This window comes from Pantoea sp. SYBGC1 (assembly GCF_057197005.1).
Genome location: NZ_JBXUNM010000007.1, coordinates 1 through 18,174, shown reverse-complemented (window position 1 = coordinate 18,174; position 18,174 = coordinate 1). Strand labels below are relative to the sequence as shown.

Here is an 18,174-nt window from a genome sequence, read left to right as displayed (position 1 = left end):
CATCATAGCGACGAGGCTGCCAGGCAGAGTAACCGTCTGGCAGCCTGCTCTGTCTGAATTATTCAGGAGAGCCGTACAGGAGGGAAAAGCGCTTGTTGATATTTTGCGGTGCCGATCACGCCTGGCGCTGACGCACGGCTTCAAACAGGCAGACGCCGGTCGCCACCGAGACGTTCAGCGAAGAGACGCTGCCTGCCATCGGAATGCTGATCAGCTCATCGCAGTGTTCGCGCGTCAGGCGGCGCATACCTTCGCCCTCCGCCCCCATCACCAGCGCCAGCGGACCGGTCATTTTGCTCTGATAAACCGTATGATCCGCCTCACCGGCAGTGCCAACCACCCAGATGTTGTATTCCTGCAGCAGTCGCATCGTGCGCGCCAGGTTGGTGACACGAATGAGCGGCACGTTTTCCGCAGCGCCGCTGGCGACTTTTTTTGCCGTGGCGTTAAGCGGTGCAGCACGATCTTTCGGCACGATGACCGCATGAACACCCGCCGCGTCAGCAGTGCGCAGACAGGCGCCCAGGTTGTGTGGATCGGTTACGCCGTCGAGGATCAGCAGAAACGGTTTCTCCAGCGACTGCAGCAGATCGGGCAGATCGCCTTCCTGGTAATTTTTACCTGGTTTGATACGTGCCACGATGCCCTGATGCACGCCGCCCTCTACCTGAGCATCGAGCCACTGGCGGTTAGCCAGCTGGATCACAATACCCTGAGCTTCCAGTGCGGCAATCAGCGGCTGCAGGCGGCGATCGTCGCGCCCTTTGAGAATGAAAACTTCCTGAAAACGCTGGGGGTCGCGCTCCAGCAGCGCCTGCACGGCATGAATGCCAAAAACTATTTCGCTCATTATTTTGCTCAAGATTGGGTTAGAACAGCGATCGCTGAGATCCGGGTTCAGGATGCGCGCGGCGGCGCATCCGGTATAGCGCGTAAAGCATACCCGGATTGCCCGTCAGGACAATCCGGTGACCATCAGGTCGCGCTGCTTTTCTTTGATGCCCGCTTAGCCTTAGTGGCGGCGGCGATTTTACGGGTTTTCTCAGAGACTTTATTGCCTTTTTTCTCACTTTTCTGCGCAGCAGCCGGTTTCTTTTCACCGCGGAAAGCCGCATCCGGTTCAAAGTTACCTTTTTTACCCGCGTCGCGACGGCGCTTTGTGGCAGGCTTGCCGCTGCGCTTCTCGCGTTCCCGCGCGGTTTTACCTTCGCCACGCGGCACGCGCTTGCTGGAGATCAGGGCGAAATCGATTTTACGCTCATCCATGTGCACCGCATCCACGCGCACTTCCACCGCATCGCCAAGACGATAGGTACGGCCGCCCGATTCGCCGATCAGACGCTGTCCGACGGCATCAAAGCGATAGTAGTCGTTATCCAGCGTGGAGACATGCACCAGGCCATCGATGAACAGATCATTCAGCCGCACAAAGAAGCCAAAGCCGGTCACGCTGGAGATCACGCCGTTAAACACATTGCCCACCTGATCCTGCATGAAGTCGCACTTCAGCCAGTCAGCAACGTCGCGCGTCGCTTCATCAGCGCGGCGCTCGGTCATCGAACAGTGCTGACCCAGCTGCAGCATCTGCTGCATATCATAGTGGTAGCCGCCGTTCGGCGTAGTGATACCGTTTTCCATGCCCTGCTCTTTTGCCAGCAGATATTTAATCGCACGGTGCAGCAGCAGATCCGGATAGCGGCGGATCGGCGAAGTAAAGTGGGCGTAAGAAGCCAGCGCCAGACCAAAGTGTCCGCGGTTTTCCGGATCGTAGACCGCCTGTTTCATGGAGCGCAGCAGCATGGTCTGCAGCATCTCAGCATCCGGACGCTCGGCGATCTGATCCAGCAGTTCGGCGTAGTCCACAGGCTGCGGTTTTGCGCCGCCCGGCAGGCTCAGTCCCAGCTCGCTCAGTACGGTGCGGAAACTGGTAATGCTGTCTTCACTTGGACGATCGTGATCGCGGAACAGCGCCGGCTCCTGATGTTTCTCCACAAAGCGGGCAGACGCGATGTTAGCGAGGATCATGCACTCTTCAATCAGTTTATGCGCGTCGTTACGTACCGTGCGCTCAACGCGCTCAATACGGCGCTCAGCGTTGAAGATAAATTTCGCTTCTTCCGTTTCGAATGAGATGCCACCGCGCTGCTCGCGTGCGGTTTCCAGCACCTCATACATAGCGTGCAGCTCTTCGAGATGTTTTACCTGCGCCGCATACTGCTCACGCAGCTCGGGATTCCCCTGCAGAATATTCCAGACTTTGTTATAGGTCAGTCGCGCGTGTGAGTTCATCACCGCTTCATAATGCTTATAGCCGGTCAGTTTACCGCTGGCAGAGATAGTCATCTCACAGACCATGCAGAGGCGGTCAACCTGCGGATTCAGCGAGCAGAGGCCGTTGGAGAGGATCTCAGGGAGCATCGGCACGACCTGCGACGGGAAGTAGACTGATGTTCCGCGCTGATGCGCTTCGTCATCCAGCGCCGTACCCGGCCGCACGTAGTAACTTACGTCAGCGATCGCTACCCACAGGCGCCAGCCACCGCCGCGCTTTTTCTCGCAGTAGACAGCATCATCGAAGTCGCGTGCATCTTCGCCATCAATGGTAACCAGCGGCAGCTGACGCAGATCGATACGTCCCTGCTTCGCCGCTTCCGGCACCTCTTCTTTCAGCTTCGCAATCTCTTTTTCGACCTCTTCCGGCCAGGTGTGCGGAATTTCATGCGTACGCAGCGCCATATCAACTGCCAGACCGGTACCCATATTGTCGCCGAGGATTTCGGTAACTTTACCGATAGCTTTGGTGCGGCGCGTGGCGCGCTGTACAATCTCGACCACGACAACAGAGCCCATCCGGGCGTCAAGCGTTGCGTCCTGCGGAATAAGAATATCAAAGCTCAGGCGGCTATCGTCCGGCACCACGAAGCCCGTGCCGGCATCGGTAAAGTAGCGGCCGACAATCTGGCTGTTGCGCGGTTCAAGCACCCGCACTACGCGTGCTTCACGGCGACCTTTACGATCGGCTCCGCCTGGCTGCGCCAGGATCACATCGCCATGCAGGCAAAATTTCATCTGCTCGGCGGAAAGATAGAAGTCATCTTTTTGCCCTTCAGCGCGTAAAAAGCCGTAGCCGTCACGATGACCAATCACTTTGCCGCGCAGCAGGTCGAGGCGTTCCGGCAGCGCATAGCACTGACGGCGGGTAAAGACCAGCTGACCGTCACGCTCCATTGCGCGCAGACGACGGCGCAGCGCTTCCAGCTGCTCTTCGCTGGTAATGTTTAACGCCCCCGCAATCTCTTCGCGGCTGGCTGGTTTTTCCCGCTGCTCCAGCAGCCCGAGAATAAATTCGCGGCTGGGAATCGGGTTATCATATTTTTCAGCTTCTCTGTCCTGAAAAGGATCTTTTGACATTAGGTTCCTCCGATGTCATTTGGAGTGGATTGCCACCGGCGGTTCGGACAATAGGATGTGGTAGAGCGAATCGTTATTTCTTACCAGATCGGCCAGCGTATAGTTATCCAGCTCCTGCAAAAATAACTGCACGGCGTCATTAAGCGCCTTACGTAAGCGGCAGGCCGGGGTGATGGCGCAGGTGGCACAGTTAACTAACTGCAGCGGCTCCATCTTTCTGACAACGTCGCCAATAATAATTTTTTCCGGGTCCATACCTAAACGAATTCCGCCGTTTTTGCCGCGTGTAGCAGCTACAAAGCCGGCCCGGCTCAGTTGATTGATGATTTTTACCATATGGTTACGCGATACGCCGTAAGTATCGGTGACTTCACTAATATTAGTCTGCCTGCCCTCAGGCAGCGTAGCCATGTAGATCAGTGCGCGCAGACCATAATCGGTAAAACTTGTTAGCTGCACATATACCTCAGTAAACCATCAGATTTTTTAGTTTTAGCGCCAGGTGCGCGCTTCGATTAACAATGATGATAAACCAGTGCGGAAAAACCCGGAGCGCTTTTTTCATGCCCGTGTGGTCCTGAGCCGAAAAAAACAGAGTGAGCGGAAGCAGACAGCGGATAAACAGAGGCCGGAACATGTCCGGCCTGAGAAGATTATGCGTCGAACGGATCGCGCAGAATCATGGTCTCACTACGGTCCGGGCCCGTTGAGATAATATCAACCGGCACACCGGTTACTTCTTCGACACGCTTGATGTAATCGCGTGCGGCCTGCGGCAGACCCTCTACGGTTTTAACACCAAAGGTAGTCTCGCTCCAGCCAGGCAGGGTTTCGTAAATCGGTTCGATACCTTCCCAGCCTTCAGCTGCCAGCGGGGTGGTGGTCATTTCACGGCCATCCGGCATACGGTAGCCGACACAGATTTTAACCTCTTTCAGGCCATCCAGCACGTCCAGTTTGGTCATGCAGAAGCCGGAAAGCGAGTTAATCTGTACAGCACGGCGTACAGCGACCGCATCAAGCCAGCCGGTACGGCGACGGCGGCCGGTAGTGGCACCAAACTCATTGCCCTGCTTGCACAGAAACTCACCGGTCTCATCAAACAGCTCGGTCGGGAACGGACCCGCTCCGACGCGGGTAGAGTAGGCTTTCACGATACCCAGCACGTAGTCGACATAGCGCGGACCGATACCGGAGCCGGTTGCCACGCCACCTGCGGTGGTGTTGGAGGAGGTCACATAGGGGTAGGTACCGTGGTCGATATCCAGCAGCGTACCCTGCGCACCTTCAAACATGATCAGATCGCCACGCTTGCGCGCGCCATCCAGCAGGTCAGACACGTCCACCACCATGCTGGTCAGGATGTCCGCTACGGCCATCACATCGCTCAGCACTTTTTCGTAGTCAACGGCGTCAGTTTTGTAGTAGTTCACCAGCTGGAAGTTGTAGAAATCAACGATCTCTTTCAGCTTGGCTGCAAAGGTCTCTTTGTTGAACAGATCGCTGACCCGCAGGCCGCGACGCGCCACTTTATCTTCATAGGCAGGCCCGATACCGCGGCCCGTTGTACCGATCGCTTTGGCACCGCGCGCTTTTTCGCGTGCCAGATCCATTGCAACGTGATATTGCAGAATCAGCGGGCAGGCTTCAGAAATCAGCAGACGTTCACGTACCGGCACACCGCGCGCTTCCAGGCCATTCATCTCTTTCATCAGCGCTTCAGGTGACAGTACAACTCCGTTACCAATGATGCTGGTAACATTTTCACGCAGGATGCCAGAAGGAATTAAGTGGAGGACGGTTTTTTCACCGTTGATGACAAGTGTATGGCCTGCATTGTGGCCACCCTGGTAACGCACCACATAATTAGCGCGTTCAGTCAGAAGGTCTACGATTTTACCTTTACCTTCGTCACCCCATTGGGTGCCCAGTACGACGACGTTCTTACCCATTTCTAAAATCACCGATTGCTTAAAAATGGATTCTACCATCGGTTTTTCACAGTTTCAGCACTTTTAGCACACGTTTGCGCTGTTTTTTGCCTGCCTTTTGTTCAGCTCACAACATGTTGGGGAGGCGCAGCCTGGCAGGCACAATTTAACCGGTAAGCGGCGCGATTATCCCTGCATATGCCGGCTGAACAGGCAGTAAATCACCACGCCTGCTACAACCAGTCCACCGCCAAAGCGATGCAGCAGACGGTCAGGCAGCTGCGTCAGAGAAAGGATCATGCGCCGCCAGAGTCGCGGCATTAACATCGGCCCTGCGCCTTCCAGTATCAGCACCAGCGCAAGCGCCATCCAGATGGTTGAATTCATACGTTATCCAAAAAAAAGGGCCGACATCAGTGTCGGCCCTGCCTTTATAAGCGCTTATCGTGAAACGTTAGTCGGTGCTTTCATATAGCGGAAGAAATCGCTATCCGGGCTCAGCACCATGACATCCTGATTATCTGCAAAGCTGCTTTCATACGCCCGCAGACTGCGAATGAACGCGTAGAAGTCAGGATCCTGGCTGAAAGCATCCGCAAACAGCTTGGCGGCTTCACCATCCCCTTCACCGCGCGAAATCAGCGCCTGACGCTGCGCTTCAGCCAGCGTACGGGTTACCTGGTAATCAGCCTGCGCACGCAGCTTTTCTGCCTCTTCCTGCCCCTGCGAACGCTGGCTACGCGCAACCGCTTCACGCTCGGCGCGCATACGGTTGTAGATAGCGTCAGAGACTTCGGTTGGCAGGTTGATCTGCTTAATACGCACATCAACAACCTGAATACCCAGCGCCGCCATACTGTTTGGATTTGGCGCAGGCTCGCTGCTGTTGGTCTCGCGCTCAACGCGTGCGGCAGCGCTGGCGATGGCATCATCTGCTGCCGGCGTCTGGACTTCATCATCGTTACCCGCGCTGCCCGTGTTCAGCGCATCGCGCACGTCAGTGGTCAGACGGCCACGCGAATCGGTCACAATATCTTTCACATCAAGGCGACCCATTTCTGAACGCAGACGGTCGCTGAACTTACGTTTCAGCAGCACCTCAGCCTGAGAGATATCGCCACCGCCCGTTGCCAGATAGTAGCGGCTGAAGTCGCTGATACGCCACTTGATATAAGAGTCAACGATCAGATCTTTCTTCTCTTTAGTGACAAAGCGATCGGCCTGGTTATCCATGGCCTGAATACGCGCATCCAGCGATTTCACGGTTTCAATGAATGGAATTTTAAAGTGCAGACCCGGCGAATAAACCTGTGGCTTGTTCTCGTCGTCGCGCAGGACTTTACCAAAACGCAGCACGATACCGCGCTGGCCTTCCTGCACAACAAACAGTGACGCGTAGAGCACCACCAGCACTACGATAATTACGGCGATGATTGGCTTACGCATCGGTTACTCCCTCCCTTCGCGCTGGGTATCGTTGCGCAGCGCGTTTGCGCGACGCTGGTCCATGACGCTGTCCGGACTATATGATGAGTTACTGTTGCGATCGGCACTGCTGCCTGGCGACGAAGGCAATTTCATCAGGTTAGTGTTGTTCTGACCGCTCTGGCTGCCTGACTGGCCGTTGCGCAGCAGCTGGTCGAGCGGCAGTACCATCAGATTGTTGCTGCGATCGTTAACCAGCACTTTACGCGTATGACTCAGCACGCGCTCCATGGTTTCGATATAGAGACGCTCTTTGGTGATTTGCGGAGCCGCCTTATATTCCGGCAGCAGACGCGCAAAACGGGCAACCTCACCCTGCGCTTCCAGTACGGTACGCTCTTTGTACGCTCGCGCTTCTTCCAGAATACGCTGCGCCTGACCGTTAGCACGCGGCTGCACTTCGTTGGCATAGGCTTCTGCTTCACGCACATACTGCTCACGGTTTTCACGTGCGGCGATCGCATCGTCAAACGCGGCTTTTACCTCTTCCGGTGGACGCGCCGCCTGGAAGTTTACGTCAAGCAGCGTAATCCCCATATTGTAGGGACGAATCGTTTCGTCAATCTCACGCTGTGTATCGCTGCGCACCACGGTACGCCCTTCGGTCAGAATGCGATCCATAGTGGAGCGACCAATTACGCCGCGCAGCGCGCTGTCAGTGGCCTGACGCAGGCTGTCATCGGCGCTGGTCACTGCATAGAGATAGCGCTCCGGATCGGTTACGCGATACTGGACGTTCATCTCAACGCGTACCACGTTTTCATCGGATGTCAGCATCACACCTGATGCAGCCAGCTCGCGCACGGCTTCAACGTTGACAGCGCGTACGTTATCAATAAATGTCGGCTTCCAGTTGAGACCAGGCTCAACCAGATGACTGAATTTGCCAAAACGGGTTACAACGCCGCGTTCTGCCTCTTTGATGGTGTAGAACCCGCTCGCCGCCCAGATAATCACTACGGCTGCGCCTACAATGCCAACCAGTTTGCCACCGCTACCGCCGCTGCGCTGACCGTTATCGTTCTGTTTGCCACCGCCCAGTCCGCCGAGTTTTTTACTCAGCTTACGGAAGATATCATCCAGATCGGGAGGCCCCTGCTCGCGCCCTCCTTTATTCCCCCCAGAGTTGCCGCCTTGATTATTGCTGCTTCCCCACGGGTCGCGGTCCTGTCCGTTATTTCCGGGCTGATTCCACGCCATGTTTCTACTCCATTTATTGTATTTACGTGTTTTACCTTTCACGTCGCCTGCCGCCGCGTAGTGAACTGCCTGCCCGCCGCCGGATTCGCTACAGAGGTAAGCATCCGGTCATGCGCGCAGTTGACGTTGCGCCCGCGAAACTCTGTTCCGGCGCAGACAGCCTGCAGTCATACTTACAGCACCATTCTCATGTGTCAGATAAAGGCGTTTGGGCAATATCAAACAATATAACTGGTTAGCAACGGCTCCTGTTTGCATAAACGATGCCAGTCAACAATCGGCATACGCACCTGCAAACCCGTACTGCCATCTTCTTCATTCCACTCTTTTTCTATCGCCTGCAGCTGGTAAAAGCGGCTACGCAGACGTCCTGCTTCAGGCGGCAAACGCAGTTCATACTGCGCAATCTCACCTGCCAGCCGTTCTGAGAGCGCCTGCCACAGTAGCTCCAGACCGGCTCCGTTTTGCGCTGAGAGCCACACGCGCGTCGGGCGCTGCTCTTCATCGCGGTCGATACGGGGTTCAAACCCGTCCAGCATATCGATTTTGTTCATAACCAGCAGCGAGGGGATCTCATCCGCCTCAATTTCAGCCAGCACTTCATTTACGGCGTCAATGTTGTCGGTAACGCGTAAATCAGCTGCATCAATGACGTGCAGCAGCAGAGTTGCCTGGCGGGTCTCCTGCAGCGTTGCTTTAAACGCCGCGACCAGATCGTGCGGAAGATGGCGGATAAAACCGACGGTATCGGCCAGCACCACTTCGCCTACGTCGGCGACATTAAGACGGCGCAGGGTTGGATCGAGCGTGGCAAACAGCTGATCCGCTGCATACACATTGGCAGAGGTTACCGCATTAAACAGGGTAGATTTTCCGGCGTTGGTGTAGCCCACCAGCGAAACAGTCGGCACATCGGCTTTAGCACGCGCCTGACGCCCCTGTTCACGCTGCTTCTCAACGCGCTCAAGCCGTGACAGGATCTGACTGATGCGACCGCGCAGCAAGCGCCGGTCGGTTTCCAGCTGTGTTTCACCGGGTCCGCGCAGTCCGATACCGCCTTTCTGACGTTCAAGGTGTGTCCAGCCGCGCACCAGGCGGGTAGCCAGATGGCGCAACTGCGCCAGCTCGACCTGTAATTTCCCTTCATGGGTACGGGCGCGCTGGGCAAAGATATCGAGAATTAAGCCGGTGCGATCGATAACACGACATTCGCACAGACGCTCGAGATTACGTTCCTGAGCAGGAGATAAGGCATGATCGAATAATACGACCGATGCTCCACTCGCTTTTACCGCATCGGCAATTTCAACTGCCTTTCCTTCACCGACAAAATATTTGGGATGTGGCGCTTTACGACTGCCGGTAATTACCTGCAGTGCATCGACGCCCGCAGAAGAGACAAGAGTTTCAAACTCCTGCAAATCTTCCAGCTCTTTGTCTTGGGAGAACCAGATGTGTACCAGTACGGCCTGCTCACCGGCATCATAACGGTCAAACAAGCTATAACCTCGCTAAAATAAAATAACCAGGACGGGAAAATCCGACTGCTCCCCGACCCTGGCTTTACGGCTACGCAAAATTACTCTGCGCTATCGCCGTCTTGTTGTGGCTGCGATTGAGCGCTCTGATTGCTTCCGCCGTGGTGGTAGTTGCTGCCACCGCTGCCGCCCGCATTATTGCTGTGATGCGAAACCGGACGTGAAGGAACCACGGTAGAAATGGCATGCTTATACACCATCTGGCTCACTGTATTTTTCAGTAAAATAACGAACTGATCGAAAGACTCAATTTGTCCCTGCAGCTTAATGCCGTTCACCAGATAAATCGAAACCGGAACACGTTCACGACGCAGTGCGTTCAGAAACGGGTCTTGTAATGATTGCCCCTTAGCCATTCTATCTTTTCCTTATATGCTTGTTGTTTGTTACTTAAGAACCGTGGTTCAGAAAAACTGCGTAAAAATTTGCGCACGCTAACCGATCAATTGTACACAATCAGCCCTGCTTAGCACTAACTACCTGAAGTACCGTGTCGCGAGCTGTTTCAGGCGCATCACTGTCTAACCAGTGCACACCTTCCCAGCCTCGTAACCAGGTCATCTGGCGCTTGGCTAACTGCCGGGTGGCGCAAATTCCCCGATAAACCATATCGTCATAGCTGATTTCGCCTGAAAGATAAGACCACATCTGGCGATAACCGACACAACGAATGGAAGGCATATCCGTATGCAAATCACCTCGCGCAAAAAGGGCACGAGCCTCCGCCTCAAAGCCTGACGCTAACATCTGGTCGTAACGCAATGCAATGCGCTGGTGCAGCATTTCACGATGCGCCGGAGCGATCGCAAACTGGTGCACATCGTAGGGTAGCGCTTCACCGGACGTTTTTGTCAGTTCCGTTAAAGTTTTACCCGAAATAAAAAAAACTTCCAGTGCTCGCGAAAGTCTCTGCGGATCATTCGGATGAATACGACTGCCGGCGACCGGATCGATTTCACACAGCTGGCGGTGCAGGGTTTCCCACCCTTGTTCAGCCGCCGTTTGCTCTATCTGCTGACGTATTTGCGGATCGGCCGGGGGCAGCGGCGACAATCCTTCAAGCAACGCCTTAAAGTAGAGCATGGTTCCACCAACAAGCAGCGGAATTTTACCTTCCCGGGTAATCTCCGCCATTTCTGCCAGCGCATCGCGACGAAATTCAGCGGCAGAATAACTCTCCGCCGGATCGCGTATGTCCAGCAGACGGTGAGGAGCCAGCGCCTGCTCCTCAGCTGAAGGTTTTGCCGTTCCTATATCCATCCCGCGATAGATCAGGGCGGAGTCAACGCTAATCAGCTCTACCGGCAGCTGCTGACGTAATGCAATGGCCAGCGCGGTTTTGCCGGAGGCGGTTGGCCCCATCAAAAAAATAGCCTTTGGCCAGCCAGCCTGGTTTAGTTCACTCATGCTTCAACGTGTTAATAGCGCTCTCAATATCCAAGGTCTGTAACAGACCTGAAGGCGGCGACTTCAGCAGCTGCGGACAGAGCCGTTCCAGCTCCGCCAGTAGCGCAATCGCCTGCGAGTGATTCCAGTGTGGCTCTTCTGCATCCTCACGACGTGCCAGCCACTGGGCCAGCATGGACGCAGAAACCTCTTGCTGCCGGGCCAGGTAGCCTAACAGTTCTGGAATCAAGATTTGTAAATTTTGTGTTCTTAACGGTAAAGGCACCGCACGCAGGGTGACATGCTGCCCATCCCGCTGTAAATCAATGCCCATCTGCTGTAGCAGCGCAGTCCGGGTGGTAATGACTTCCTGCTCACTGGCGGCAATTTTCAGGCGTACCGGTATCAGCAGCGGCTGCGGCCGCAGCCCCTCCTCCCCCGGCTGAAGCTGCGCCTGTTTCAGCCAGCGCGAAGCGACGGGCAGCGAGAGCAGCTGGAGCACTGCGCCCCGCTCCAGCAGCGCATAGCGCTCGCGGATGACGCTGAGCACGCGACCAAAACTCTGCGCGTGCGCGGCCAGCGGTGCATCTGCAGGCTCGCGTGTTTTCTGTGGTGCTGCCGGAGCCGGTGCTGCAGGCGCGGCGGAGGGCGTTTTCAGCAGCTGCTGATACGCAGCGCCCTCACGGGCGCGGTACGCGGGTTCTTTATGCTGCCAGCCTGCGCCCGCGTTTCCGCTGCGGGCGGGCGCACGATCGCGCGAGCTGGCGGCTTCGTCATCATGTCGGGATGGCGCAGCGGCAGGCTGAGCAAAATGGTTACCGCCGGCAGCCTGGCGGTTCTCTGGCTGCCACGGTGCAGCAGGCTCTCTTGCCGCGACTTCCGGCAGTTCCGCACTGCGGCTCGCCTGCAGCACGCTCATCACGCCCTGCCAGATAAAGTCATGCACCAGTCGCGACTGGTGAAAGCGCACTTCATGCTTGGCAGGATGAACGTTGACATCAACCTGATGCGGGTCGATCTCCAGATAGAGTACATAGGCAGGCTGCTGATCGTCGCCCCCCTGGTCCTGCCAGGCCTGACGGATAGCATGGTTGATCAGCTTGTCGCGCATCATACGCCCGTTGACGTAGCAATATTGCAGATCCGGGGTTTGCCGCGCGCCAGCCGGATCGGCTACCCAGCCGCGCAGCGCCAGATCGTCATGCTGCCAGTCGATACGCAGCGCATGCTGCATAAATGCCGTACCGCAGATCGCCCCCAGACGGCGTTCCTGTTGCGACGTCTGCGTCACGCCGCGGTACTGACGCACCAGTTTACCGTTGTGCGTCAGCGAAATCGCGACGTCAAAACGCGCCAGCGCAATGCGACGGATCACTTCATCAATATGGGTGAACTCCGTTTTTTCCGTGCGCATAAATTTGCGCCGGGCCGGCGTGTTGTAGAACAGATCCAGTACCTCCAGCGAGGTTCCCACCGGATGGGCCGCCGGCTTAACGGTGACCTGCATATCACGCCCTTCGGCATACGCCTGCCACGCTTCCTGCTGATCGGCGGTGCGTGAGGTCAGCGTCAGACGGGAAACCGAACTGATGCTGGCCAGCGCTTCACCGCGAAAGCCGAGGCTGGCTATCGCTTCGAGATCGTCCAGCGACGCAATTTTACTGGTGGCGTGGCGCGCCAGCGCCATCGCCAGCTCTGCTTTGGGAATACCGCAGCCGTTATCGCGGATGCGAATCAGCCGGGCTCCGCCTTTTTCAATATCGATATCGATACGCGTTGCGCCGGCATCGAGGCTGTTCTCCACCAGCTCTTTTACAACCGATGCCGGACGCTCAACCACTTCGCCAGCGGCAATCTGGTTTGCCAGCTGCGGCGGTAAAATCTGTATAGGCATGGTGGTGATCCTTGTAGCTTGCTGGCCCGAAGGCCAGCGATCAGGATTGAGGAATTTTTAAATTCTGCCCCAGCATTACATTGTCTGACTTCATATTATTGGCCTGCATAATCGCTTTCGGACTCACGCCGTAACGCACGGCAATGGCCGTCAGCGAATCACCACGAACCACTTTGTGGCGCGCCGGGCGTGCAGCCGTGGTGCTGACGCGACTGCCGGCCGGTACTTTCAGGCGCTGCCCCACCCAGACCACGTCGCGCTTCAGGTTGTTGAGATCGCGCAGCGTCGCCATGCTGACCCCATACCTGGCGGCAATTCCCGACAGCGTTTCGCCGCGCGTGACCGTGTGGCGCTGCGTCACGCCCGTATACTGCACGGTTCCGCTGGCCGGATTGCTGGCGACGCTAACCGCTGGTGCGCTGTCCAGCGGCCGGTTTTCCTGCTTTGGGACGGACTGTAACGGATGTGCGAGGAAATAACTGCGCAGGCCTTTATGGATCGCCAGCGCAATTTTTTCCTGGTACGCACTGCTGCCAAGCAGCCGCTCCTCCCCGGCGTTACTGATAAAGCCGGTTTCAACCAGTAAAGATGGAATATCGGGTGAACGCAATACGCCAAGGCTGGCGTGCTCCGGCAACCGTTTATGCAGCGGCGTGATGCCGCGTAACTGCTGCAGAACTTTGACCGCTACGTCATAACCGACGCGCTGTGAGTGGCCGAACTGCAGATCCAGCACTGCCTGGCTGAGATAGGGATCGGCCTGGCTGTTCGCCAGCAGATCGCCCGCTCCGCCCAGCAGCTCAGACTGTTTCTCTTTCTGCTCCAGCCAGTTTGCCATTTCATTATTGGCGCGCCGGTTTGACAGCACCCAGACGGAAGCGCCGGTTGCCGAGTGGTTTGGCGCAGCATCGGCGTGAATAGAGACCAGCAGATTGGCGTTCTCTTTGCGGGCCACCTCTGAACGTCCCATCACCGAGATAAAGTAATCGCCGTTGCGCGTCAGCACCGGTTTAAACATCGGATCCCGATCCAGCAGCGCTTTGAGCTTGCGTGCAATGGCGATAGTAACGTTTTTTTCCCGCAGCCCGCGCTGCCCCATCGCGCCCGGATCCTGCCCGCCATGACCGGCGTCAATGGCTACAATCACCGCATCGTTCAGGGTAACTGCACCGCCCGGACGTATCGTGGTGTTGCTGTTGGTCACCGCGGTGACCGGATTGCCATCAAACGGATTGCCCTGGCTGCTGGCGACGCTGGCGCTCTGGCGCGCAGCGGTAACCGGCGCGACTGCGGCACTGCTGCGGTTTACCGGCCGGGTGCCGCGCAGAGTAAACACCACGCGATAGTTATTGCCGTCACGCTGCGTCGCCGCGCGCGTTTTGGTGGACTGGTTTAAATCAAACACCAGCCGGATGCTCTGGGCATCTTTAGGCTGGCTATTGCGAATGCGCTGCACGATGTTTTCACCGCTGAAGCTGAGCGGCAGCCCTTTGATCGTGCCGCTCTGGCGAATATCCAGCACCACCCGGTCAGGGTTATGGAGCGGGAAAAAACCGTATACCGGCTGGCCGTTGAAGCTGAGCGTCACCGTTGCCTGATTCGCCCCGTTCTCAACTTTAATATCTGAAAGCGTGGCGGCAAATGACGTAGCGGAAAACAGGCAGAGCACGGCCAGCACGATGCTTTTTATCCGTGGCTTCATGCCGGATCTCCCTGCTGCATCTGCTCCAGCAGCACGGCACCGTGCGCAGAAACCGCCGTGATTTCTGCTTCACGCCCCGTTTCTGCATAACGCAGTGTCAGTGACAGATCGGGCTCGGGCAGAAAGCCGGCGCCCTGCTGCGGCCATTCAACCAGACAGAGCGCCTCACCGCTGAAATAGTCGCGGATACCCATAAACTCCAGCTCTTCCGGATCGGCCAGGCGATAGAGGTCGAAATGATAGAGGGTACGATCGCCAATTTCATAGGGCTCAACCAGCGTATAGGTCGGGCTTTTAACGTTGCCCTGATGACCGAGCGCCTGCAGAAAGCCGCGGCTGAACGTCGTTTTACCGGCGCCCAGATCGCCATACAGATAAATAACCGCCGCGCTGCTGCAAACGCGAGCCAGTTCCGCACCCATTTTCAGGGTTGCCGCCTCATCGGGCAAAGAAATTACACAGGTTTTCATGCGTTATTATTGCATCATCTCTGGATTAACAAACTGCCACAGTTGCTCAAACAAATCAGTGGCTAACATACCGCGCGTTCCGTGCTGGCGGGCAACTGCATCGGCCGCTGCGCCGTGTACCACGCAGCCCGCACAGGCGGCTTCAAACAGCGAAAGCTGCTGGCCCAGCAGGGCCGCAATGATACCGCTCAGCGTATCGCCCATGCCGCCCGACGCCATACCGGCGTTACCCACATCAGCAATAGCGATCTCGCCCGCGGCGCTGGCAATGACCGTACCGGCGCCTTTCAGAACCACAACTCCGCCATAACGCCGGGCCAGGGTCTGCGCGGCCTGCAGGCGATCGTGCTCGATTTCACTGGTTTTTACCCCAAGCAGCCGGGCCGCTTCGCCAGGATGCGGCGTAATGATGCGATTCTGACGGTTATCCGGATTGATTGCCAGCAGGTTAAGCGCATCTGCATCCCAAAGCATGGGCTTTTCACAGGCCGTGACCTGCTGCAGCGCCTGCTGTGCCCAGTCGCGTTGTCCCATACCCGGCCCAATCGCCACGACGTCCGCCCACGCCAGCGCGTTATGCAGTTTTTCGCGCGTAAATGCATCAGCCATCAGCTCGGGGCGTGCGGTAATAAGCGGACCGATATTATCAGCCTGCGTCAGCACGCGCACCAGTCCGGCACCGCTGCGGAGTGCCGCCTCGCCGGTCATACGGATGGCGCCGGCGGTACCGCTGTCGCCGCCAATAATCAGCAGCTGTCCGTGATCGCCTTTATGTGAGGTCGCCTGGCGCGGTTTAAGCCAGCGCGTCAGGTGCTCCGCTGCATAGCGCCGGACAGGCGCCTGTTGCCCGCTGAGCCAGGCATCAAGGCCCAGCGTATCGCAGTGCAGCTCACCGACATGATCGCGTGCTTTCCCCGTCAGCAGACCCGGCTTCAGCGCAATCATGCTCAGCGTGCGACTGGCGACAACCGCTGCGCCTGGCGTGGCACCGGTCGTCGCCAGTAAGCCGGACGGCACATCGATAGCCAGTACCGGCGCGGTGTGCTGATTGATCGCTTCAATCAGGGGTGCATAAGGTGCCGCGGGCGCGCGACTGAGGCCGGTGCCCAGCAGCGCGTCCACAATCAAATCGACCTGCTCCGGCCACGGGCTGTCTGCGGCATGGATCTCGCCGCCTGCGTCCAGCCAGGCTTCACGCGCCTGCCGTGCTTCATCAGGCAGCGGCCTGCTGCCCTCACACGCCAGCAGCGTGACCGCCATACCGGCTGCCTGAGCCAGCCGCGCAATGACGTAGCCATCACCGCCGTTGTTGCCGTGGCCGCACAGGATCAGCCAGTGTCCGGCCTCTGGCCAGCTCTGACGCGCCAGGGTAAAGCTCGCCTGACCGGCGCGCTGCATCAGTTCATAAAGCGTCAGCCCCAGGCTGTCTGCTGCATCCTGCTCCAGCTGCGCCATGGCCTGCGCAGGCCAGACAGAGTGTGGTAAACTGCGCGCGTTTGCATCAACTGCCTGGTTTCTCATGTCATACCCTCTCGATCTTCAACAGCTTGCTCAACAGATTAAACAGTGGGGGCGCGACCTCGGCTTTCAGCAGGTCGGCATCTGCGATACCGATTTACGTGCCGAAGAGCCAAAGCTACAGGCGTGGCTGGACAAGCAGTATCACGGTGAGATGGCATGGATGGCGCGCCACGGCATGATGCGTGCGCGTCCGCATGAACTGTTGCCCGGCACGCTGCGGGTGATCAGCGTCCGCATGAACTATCTGCCCGCAAAAGCGGCCTTTGCCCAAACCCTGAAAAATCCTCAGCTTGGCTACGTCAGCCGCTATGCGCTGGGTCGCGACTATCACAAAGTATTGCGCAATCGTCTGAAAAAGCTCGGAGAAATGATCCAGGCGCACTGCAGTGAACTCAATTTTCGCCCGTTTGTCGATTCCGCTCCCGTCATGGAGCGGCAGCTGGCGGCGAAAGCGGGCCTCGGCTGGACCGGAAAACATTCACTGATTCTGAATCGTGAAGCGGGCTCATGGTTTTTCCTTGGTGAACTGCTGATCGATCTGCCGCTGCCAGTGGATGCTCCCCAGGAGGAGCAGTGTGGCCGCTGCGTCGCCTGCATGACGATCTGCCCGACCGGGGCCATTGTGGAGCCCTATGTTGTGGATGCACGGCGCTGTATCTCCTATCTCACCATTGAGCTGGAAGGCGCCATCCCAGAAGCGCTGCGTCCGCTAATCGGCAACCGTATTTATGGCTGTGATGACTGCCAGCTGATCTGTCCCTGGAACCGCTACAGCCAGCTGACGGATGAAGCGGACTTTTCACCGCGTGCGGTTCTGCATGCGCCAGAGCTGACCGCGCTGTTTGGCTGGGACGAAGCGCGTTTTCTGCGCGTGACGGAAGGCTCGGCGATTCGGCGGATTGGTCATCTGCGCTGGCTGCGCAACATTGCCGTAGCGCTGGGTAACGCCCCCTGGTCAGCTGAATGCGTGGCGGCGCTGCAGCAGCGGCGCGGTGAAGATCCGCTGCTGGATGAGCATATTGACTGGGCGCTGAATCAGCAGCAGCAGAAGCGCGCAGCTGAGGTTGTTGAGGTGCAGCCTGCGAAAACGCTGCGTTTAGTCCGCGCCGTGGAAAAGGGTCTGACACGTGATGCATGATTGAGCGCATCTGCTGCACACAGGCTTGTCCACACGCTGTGCATAAGATTTTTTCACAAAAACAGTGACGCAATGGCGCAAGTGGTCTATAGGGGCCATTAACATAATGAAATACTAATTTATATATAAATACCAGTAAGTTAACTGTGATTTGTAAACTTATATTTGCTGAATAATGCGCAGGCGTCGAGCCAGAGCCTGTGGATAACTCTGTTTAAAAGGGTTTTGCATGATGGGTATAACGCCGCCTTTCAGGCGCGGGCTAATTGTGGATAACTTGCAGCGGTATGCAGCAAACCATCGGCAATATCGACGCTGACACAGCGTGTGTAATGTTCAGAACAACGCAGACTGCAGAAAGAGCAAAAGCAGTGCTTAATGTCTGATGACGCCCGCAGGCAGGAAACAATCGTGAATAAGAAAACTGGAGCGGGAAACGAGACTCGAACTCGCGACCCCGACCTTGGCAAGGTCGTGCTCTACCAACTGAGCTATTCC

The 18,174-nt window shown here is 57.0% G+C and carries 15 protein-coding genes; 1 reads left to right on the top strand and 14 read right to left on the bottom strand.

Translation table 11 applies throughout. The annotated features are described in order from the left end of the window. Positions 1-115: 115 nt before the first annotated feature. The 14 genes from rlmB to nnr form a co-directional block, all read right to left on the bottom strand. Positions 116-850, bottom strand: a complete 735-nt coding sequence (gene rlmB, locus AC2CF9_RS12675; protein ID WP_484557162.1) for a 23S rRNA (guanosine(2251)-2'-O)-methyltransferase RlmB — start codon at positions 848-850, stop codon at positions 116-118. A 125-nt stretch (positions 851-975) separates the two neighbouring features. Beyond that, on the bottom strand, positions 976-3,411 hold the full coding sequence (gene rnr, locus AC2CF9_RS12670; RefSeq protein ID WP_150018093.1) for a ribonuclease R: 2,436 nt from the start codon (positions 3,409-3,411) through the stop codon (positions 976-978). Between the two features lie 15 nt (positions 3,412-3,426). Beyond that, positions 3,427-3,870, bottom strand: coding sequence for a nitric oxide-sensing transcriptional repressor NsrR (gene nsrR / locus AC2CF9_RS12665; RefSeq protein ID WP_150018094.1), 444 nt, complete (start codon positions 3,868-3,870; stop codon positions 3,427-3,429). Positions 3,871-4,064: 194 nt separating this feature from the next. After that, entirely contained in the window at positions 4,065-5,363 is a 1,299-nt protein-coding gene (locus tag AC2CF9_RS12660; protein WP_071669175.1) for an adenylosuccinate synthase, read from the bottom strand. A 165-nt stretch (positions 5,364-5,528) separates the two neighbouring features. After that, complete coding sequence (locus AC2CF9_RS12655) at positions 5,529-5,729, bottom strand: DUF2065 domain-containing protein (RefSeq protein ID WP_484557161.1); 201 nt, start codon at positions 5,727-5,729, stop codon at positions 5,529-5,531. A gap of 54 nt (positions 5,730-5,783) precedes the next feature. Beyond that, on the bottom strand, positions 5,784-6,788 hold the full coding sequence (gene hflC, locus AC2CF9_RS12650) for a protease modulator HflC (protein ID WP_484557160.1): 1,005 nt from the start codon (positions 6,786-6,788) through the stop codon (positions 5,784-5,786). A 3-nt stretch (positions 6,789-6,791) separates the two neighbouring features. Continuing rightward, positions 6,792-8,027, bottom strand: a complete 1,236-nt coding sequence (gene hflK / locus AC2CF9_RS12645; protein ID WP_150018097.1) for an FtsH protease activity modulator HflK — start codon at positions 8,025-8,027, stop codon at positions 6,792-6,794. Between the two features lie 218 nt (positions 8,028-8,245). After that, the gene (hflX, locus tag AC2CF9_RS12640; protein WP_150018098.1) at positions 8,246-9,526 is read right to left on the bottom strand and encodes a ribosome rescue GTPase HflX; all 1,281 of its coding nucleotides are present in this window, start codon (positions 9,524-9,526) and stop codon (positions 8,246-8,248) included. An 80-nt stretch (positions 9,527-9,606) separates the two neighbouring features. Next, positions 9,607-9,921: an RNA chaperone Hfq gene (gene hfq / locus AC2CF9_RS12635; RefSeq protein WP_150018099.1), complete on the bottom strand. Its 315-nt coding sequence runs from the start codon at positions 9,919-9,921 to the stop codon at positions 9,607-9,609. Between the two features lie 100 nt (positions 9,922-10,021). Then, on the bottom strand, positions 10,022-10,972 hold the full coding sequence (gene miaA, locus AC2CF9_RS12630; RefSeq protein WP_484557159.1) for a tRNA (adenosine(37)-N6)-dimethylallyltransferase MiaA: 951 nt from the start codon (positions 10,970-10,972) through the stop codon (positions 10,022-10,024). After that, the gene (mutL, locus tag AC2CF9_RS12625) at positions 10,965-12,845 is read right to left on the bottom strand and encodes a DNA mismatch repair endonuclease MutL (protein ID WP_150018101.1); all 1,881 of its coding nucleotides are present in this window, start codon (positions 12,843-12,845) and stop codon (positions 10,965-10,967) included. The genes miaA and mutL overlap by 8 nt, the downstream gene beginning before the upstream one ends. 40 nt (positions 12,846-12,885) lie before the next feature. Then, the gene (amiB, locus tag AC2CF9_RS12620) at positions 12,886-14,547 is read right to left on the bottom strand and encodes an N-acetylmuramoyl-L-alanine amidase AmiB (protein ID WP_150018102.1); all 1,662 of its coding nucleotides are present in this window, start codon (positions 14,545-14,547) and stop codon (positions 12,886-12,888) included. Then, positions 14,544-15,017, bottom strand: a complete 474-nt coding sequence (tsaE, locus tag AC2CF9_RS12615; RefSeq protein WP_108569958.1) for a tRNA (adenosine(37)-N6)-threonylcarbamoyltransferase complex ATPase subunit type 1 TsaE — start codon at positions 15,015-15,017, stop codon at positions 14,544-14,546. Before tsaE ends, amiB begins: the two co-directional genes overlap by 4 nt. A 6-nt stretch (positions 15,018-15,023) precedes the next feature. Further along, positions 15,024-16,538, bottom strand: a complete 1,515-nt coding sequence (gene nnr, locus AC2CF9_RS12610) for a bifunctional ADP-dependent NAD(P)H-hydrate dehydratase/NAD(P)H-hydrate epimerase (protein WP_484557158.1) — start codon at positions 16,536-16,538, stop codon at positions 15,024-15,026. Here nnr and queG point away from each other — a divergent pair. After that, positions 16,537-17,676: a tRNA epoxyqueuosine(34) reductase QueG gene (gene queG / locus AC2CF9_RS12605; protein WP_150018104.1), complete on the top strand. Its 1,140-nt coding sequence runs from the start codon at positions 16,537-16,539 to the stop codon at positions 17,674-17,676. The two genes, nnr and queG, sit on opposite strands and share 2 nt — an antisense overlap. Positions 17,677-18,174 lie beyond the last annotated feature (498 nt).